Here is a 5715-nt window from a genome sequence, read left to right as displayed (position 1 = left end):
CTCCCGCGAGACTTTGCCCCACAAACATGGGAGCGCTCTCATCCCATTAGAACCGTCTGCTTCCTCTCGCGAGACTTGACTTAAGTATTTGGGAATATTCTAGTTGACCGAGAATATAGCATACCATTGTTGTCTTGTCAACACACATATGAACTCATTTCTTAACCAAGCATGTCTGATTAAACCGGCCGCAAGCGTTAATTGATGGGCAGCCATATCTTGACAGTTTATGTATGAGTGCACACAAAATGTTCTAGGAGCAACATAGTCACCGCACACTTCCATAATAACAATTGACTGGCTCGCCTCTCAGGTGCACAGTGATAATAGAGAGAAGGTAGTCAGTCATGGTTCTGCACTCCAACTAGGGTGACATGGGCATAATTAATGTCTACCAAATCATTCCTAATACTATGGGGTTATGAAGTGACTTCTAACTTTGAAGTCTGTCCAAGATTTTGAAACAATTTATATATAACCAACCTCAAAAACCGTCTGATCATACAGTTCGCATCACAATATTTTTTATCCAGTTTTAACCCCTAAACCTCAAAAATTTCCACAAAATTAATCTCTCAAGACCTTGTCAACCAGAATTACACAATGCATTCAATGAGATCATTTTAAAATTCATCAACCACCAAATCAAAATTGTTAATTCACAAGTATCCTTTATAAATCATTTAAAAATATTTCCAATAACGAACATTTTTATCAGAACAAGACAGTTAAGCATGTAATACGATGGGGTTCTGGCAAGTAGCTCTCTGTTTGCCTGCTAACAGTGGCAGAATAGATCGTGCCAGGAGCTGTGTTCGCTTCAGACCTGTGTGTACAGTAGAACCACCAAACTCAGACATGCGACCCCAGTTGGGTCACCAATGACAATCTGTGTCGCTGGGAAGAATTGGAACAGACCAACGACAACCCGGCTCTCAAGGGTTTGGCTTGCTATAGGCACGAACCACGTATAATAAAAGAACAAAGTCGCACAGCAGGAACAAAATATTAAGGAAACCACCTGTATTACTGATACGAATGATGTATACCTTCATCGATAACTGTAAACTTCTATTGAGAGGATGCCATGCAGATTGATATCCGACCGGTGACAACGTATGCCGAATATCGGGCGTGCGAACAGCTTCAGCAACTGGTATGGGGTGATGAGTTTGTGGTGCCGCTCAACTTACTGACCACCGTACAGCGGAACGGCGGGTTGGTGTTAGGGGCTTTCAAAGGTGACGAACTGGTCGGCTTCGTCTTTGGTTTTCTGGCGCGCACTGCCGACGGACGGTTAAAACACGCTTCACACATGGCAGCAGTCCACCCCGATCTGCGCGATGCCCGGATTGGCGAACAACTCAAACGGGCGCAACGCGAGTTTGTGCTGGCCCAAGACCTGGAGCTGATGACGTGGACGTTTGATCCACTGCTGGCCCGGAATGCCCATCTCAATCTGCACAAACTCGGCACTATCAGCCGTACCTACCTGCGGAATGTGTATGGGCCTGAGCCAGAACTCGTTGATGGCATCCTGCCCAGCGACCGTTTTCAGGTCGAGTGGTGGCTGGTACACTCGCCATTTGCCCGCCCATCAGCCGATCAGGTTGCCAGATCACCCTTGCTCAACCCAACACTAGATACGCCGGTGCAGATCACCCATGAACCGGTAGTGCGGCTGGCTATTCCTGCCGATTTTGCTGCTCTTCAGCAGCACGATCCAGCAATTGCCCAGGCCTGGCGTTATCATTTTCGGGCCTGGGCTGAAGCTGCCTTTGCCGCCGGGTATGTCGTTGTCGATTTTGTGCGTGCAGAGAACTACTATGTTCTGGTTTCGGCAGATGCTTAGACGAGCAACCCAAGTTACCAATCAGTACCGCATGCAACTAGTTTGACACATCCCGCCGGGGAACGTACAATCAAAAGGGCAGGCATACTGAACATTGTCATAGATCACGGACATGCCCGGCATGCGGCTTGCCGGCCCATACGGTTTGTCGTATATCATCTGCTGGCGCTTCATCACAGATTATCAATACCCCAGCATACGACGTACCGACCTATACGGTTTGTCGTCTATCGCAAGTGCACAGAACGCACATTGCTTGCTGTCAAATTGAGGAGGTCTAATGACCGTCAAGGAGTCACGCACTCGTACTCGCCGCACGGCGGCAAAAGCGAAACTCGATCTATCGGTGATCGGTGAAGGACGGCGACGGGTCATTATTGAAGCGGTTGAGCCAATCATTGATGGTGGTCGTTATCCGGTGAAGCGAATCATCGGTGATACGCTGGTGGTCAGTTGCGATCTGTTTGCCGATGGTCATGATGAACTGGCAGCAGTAGTACGCCATCGACCGGTCAGCGCTAAGACATGGCATGAAGCACCAATGCGCTTACTGGTCAATGATCGTTGGGAAGGTCAGTTTACCCTGAATAGCATCGGTCGGCATGAGTTTCAGGTTGTGGCCTGGATCGACCGTTTTGCGACCTGGGTGCATCAACTTGAGAAGCGGTTGGCTGCCGGGCAAGATGTGCGGGTCGATTTGCAGATCGGTGCCGCGCTGGTTGGTGAGGCTGCACGCAATGCCAGTGGCGCTGATGCTGCGGTGCTGCATGTCGCCGAAGCGGCCCTGATTGCCGGTGACGTTGATACAGCCTTTGCCGCTGAAATCCACTCCTTGATGGCTGTCCATTTGCCACGCCGATTTGCTACCGAGTCTGAGATTTACCCGATAACAGTCGAACGCGAACGAGCACGCTTTTCCGCCTGGTACGAGCTGTTTCCCCGCTCGGCGGCTGACGAGCCGGGTCGCCACGGCACGTTCCGCGATGTGATCAAGCGGCTGCCGTACATTGCCGAACTCGGTTTTGATGTGCTGTACCTGCCACCGATCCATCCGATTGGATATACCTTCCGCAAGGGCAAAAATAACAGCCTGAATGCCGGCCCCAACGATCCGGGCAGCCCATGGGCGATTGGGAATGCCGATGGCGGGCATATGAGCATTCATCCCGAATTGGGCACATTGGATGATTTTCGGGCGCTGGTGCGCGAAGCGCAGAAATACGGTATCGAAGTAGCACTTGACATCGCGTTCCAATGCTCACCCGATCATCCGTACGTGCGTGAGCATCCAGAGTGGTTCCGCGCTCGCCCAGACGGAACCATCCAGTATGCCGAGAATCCACCGAAAAAATATCAGGATATCTACCCGTTCGATTTTGAATCGGAAGACTGGCAGGGGCTATGGCAAGAGCTGCGCCGGGTCTTCGAGTTCTGGATCGAGCAGGGTGTGCGTATCTTTCGGGTGGATAACCCGCATACCAAGAGCTTTCGCTTCTGGGACTGGTGTCTGAACTCGCTGAAGAGTGCGCATCCCGACCTGATCTTTCTCTCGGAAGCGTTCACCCGGCCAAAGGTGATGTACCATCTGGCCAAGATTGGCTTTACGCAGAGCTATACCTATTACACCTGGCGCACTACCAAACACGAGTTGACCAGCTATCTGCAGGAATTGAATACCCGCCCGGTCAGTGATTTCTTCATTCCCAATTTCTGGCCGAATACGCCTGACATTCTGACCCCACAGTTTTACGCTGGTCAGCGCTCGGTGTTTATGACCCGCGCTGCGATGGCGGCGACGTTGACGGCCAGTTGGGGTATGTACGGCCCGGTGTATGAATTGATGGAGCACACGCCGGTAGCCGGACGTGAAGAGTACATTAACAATGAGAAGTACGAAATCCGGCACTGGAATCTCGATGCACCGCACAGCCTGCGCGGCTATATCGGCCAGCTCAATCGGATTCGGCGTGAGCATCCGGCCCTTCACCGGAATGACACCCTGCGCTTCCACCGCGTAGACATCGATTTTCACGAGCACGAATGGTTGCTCGCGTATAGCAAGACATCACCGGACGGCAGCGACATCATTCTGGTGGTGGTCAACCTTGACCCCGAACGTACCCACAGTGGTTGGGTTCAGGTGCCGCTGAACGACTGGAACGTGAATGGCGTGTTCCAGGCCCACGATCTGTTGACGGACGCACGTTACACCTGGTCGGGAGAGTATAATTACGTGCAGCTCAGCCCGATGGCTCCCGTCCATATCTTTTGTATTCGCCGGCTCCGCCGTGACGAGCGCGGCTTTGAGTATTTCGCCTGATAGTTGTACGATGAGGGAGTGGCATGAACCGTGTACGCCCGGCCAAGACGCCGACTCTGTTAGCCGATGATCCGCTCTGGTACAAAGATGCGGTCATCTACGAATTGCACGTGCGCGCTTTTTGCGATAGCAATGGTGATGGTATCGGAGATTTTCCCGGTCTGACCAGCAAGCTCGACTATCTGCAAGATTTGGGCGTAACGGCAATCTGGCTGCTCCCCTTCTATCCCTCACCGCTGCGCGATGATGGCTACGATATAGCCGATTATACGAACATTCATCCCAATTACGGCACGCTGGCCGATTTTAAGGTGTTTATTCGCGAAGCCCATCGGCGTGGGCTGCGCGTCATCACCGAGCTTGTCTGTAACCACACCTCTGACCAGCACCCCTGGTTTCAACGTGCCCGGCGGGCTAAGCCCGGTACTTCAGCCCGCAACTTTTATGTCTGGTCGGATACACCCGACCGCTACAAGGACGCCCGGATCATCTTCAAAGATTTTGAGACCAGTAACTGGACGTGGGATCCAGTGGCGCAGGCGTACTACTGGCACCGCTTCTACAGCCATCAACCCGATCTCAACTTTGAAAATCCGGCTGTCCAGCGGGCTGTCTTCAAGGCGATGGAGTTCTGGCTCGATCTGGGAGTCGATGGCATGCGTCTCGATGCCATCCCCTACCTCTACGAAGCAGAGGGCACCAATTGCGAGAACCTGCCGGAAACCCACGCCTTTCTCAAACGCTTACGTAAGCATATGGACGAAAAGTACCAGGGGCGTATGTTTCTCGCCGAGGCCAATCAATGGCCAGAAGACGCGGTTGCCTATTTCGGGGATGGCGATGAGTGCCATATGGCCTTTCACTTCCCGGTGATGCCCCGCCTCTTTATGTCGGTTCACCTTGAGAATCGCTATCCGATCATTGATATTATGCGGCAAACGCCGCCAATACCCGACAATTGCCAGTGGGCAATCTTTCTGCGCAATCACGATGAACTGACCCTCGAAATGGTCACCGATGAAGAGCGCGACTATATGTACCGGGTCTACGCTCGCGATCCCCAGGCCCGGATTAATCTCGGCATTCGCCGACGACTGGCACCATTGCTCGGCAACCATCGCCGCAAGATCGAGTTAATGAACGGATTGCTCTTCTCGCTGCCCGGTACGCCGGTGATCTATTACGGTGATGAGATCGGGATGGGCGATAACATCTACCTCGGCGACCGCAACGGTGTGCGCACGCCGATGCAGTGGAGCGGTGATCGGAATGCCGGTTTTTCGCGGGCTAATCCTCAGCAACTCTATCTGCCGGTAATTACCGATCCGGAGTATCACTACGAGACGGTCAACGTCGAGACGCAAAGCGCCAATCAGCATTCATTGTTATGGTGGACGAAACGCCTGATTGCACTACGGAAGCGTTACGCCGCATTTGGCCGGGGCACGCTCGAATTTCTCTATCCCGAAAATCGTAAGGTGCTCTGTTTCCTGCGCAAAACCGAGGATCAGATTCTCCTGGCCGTTTTCAATCTGTCGCGGTT

3 protein-coding genes are annotated in these 5715 nt (G+C 52.5%); all 3 read left to right on the top strand.

The window, feature by feature from the left end; all coding sequences use genetic code 11:
* Positions 1-1087 precede the first annotated feature (1087 nt).
* Positions 1088-1852, top strand: coding sequence for a hypothetical protein (locus NW853_RS01600; RefSeq protein ID WP_012257044.1), 765 nt, complete (start codon positions 1088-1090; stop codon positions 1850-1852).
* A 280-nt stretch (positions 1853-2132) separates the two neighbouring features.
* Positions 2133-4172 carry an alpha-1,4-glucan--maltose-1-phosphate maltosyltransferase gene (locus tag NW853_RS01595; RefSeq protein ID WP_012257045.1) on the top strand — a complete coding sequence of 680 codons (2040 nt, stop codon included), beginning with the start codon at positions 2133-2135 and terminating at the stop codon, positions 4170-4172.
* Positions 4173-4195: 23 nt separating this feature from the next.
* Positions 4196-5715, top strand: a 1520-nt coding sequence (treS, locus tag NW853_RS01590; protein ID WP_414347354.1) for a maltose alpha-D-glucosyltransferase, incomplete at its 3' end; no start/stop codon positions are given.

Source organism: Synechococcus sp. H55.11 (assembly GCF_047462475.1).
GTDB lineage: Bacteria > Cyanobacteriota > Cyanobacteriia > Thermostichales > Thermostichaceae > Thermostichus.
This window is presented reverse-complemented; position numbering and strand designations above follow the sequence as displayed.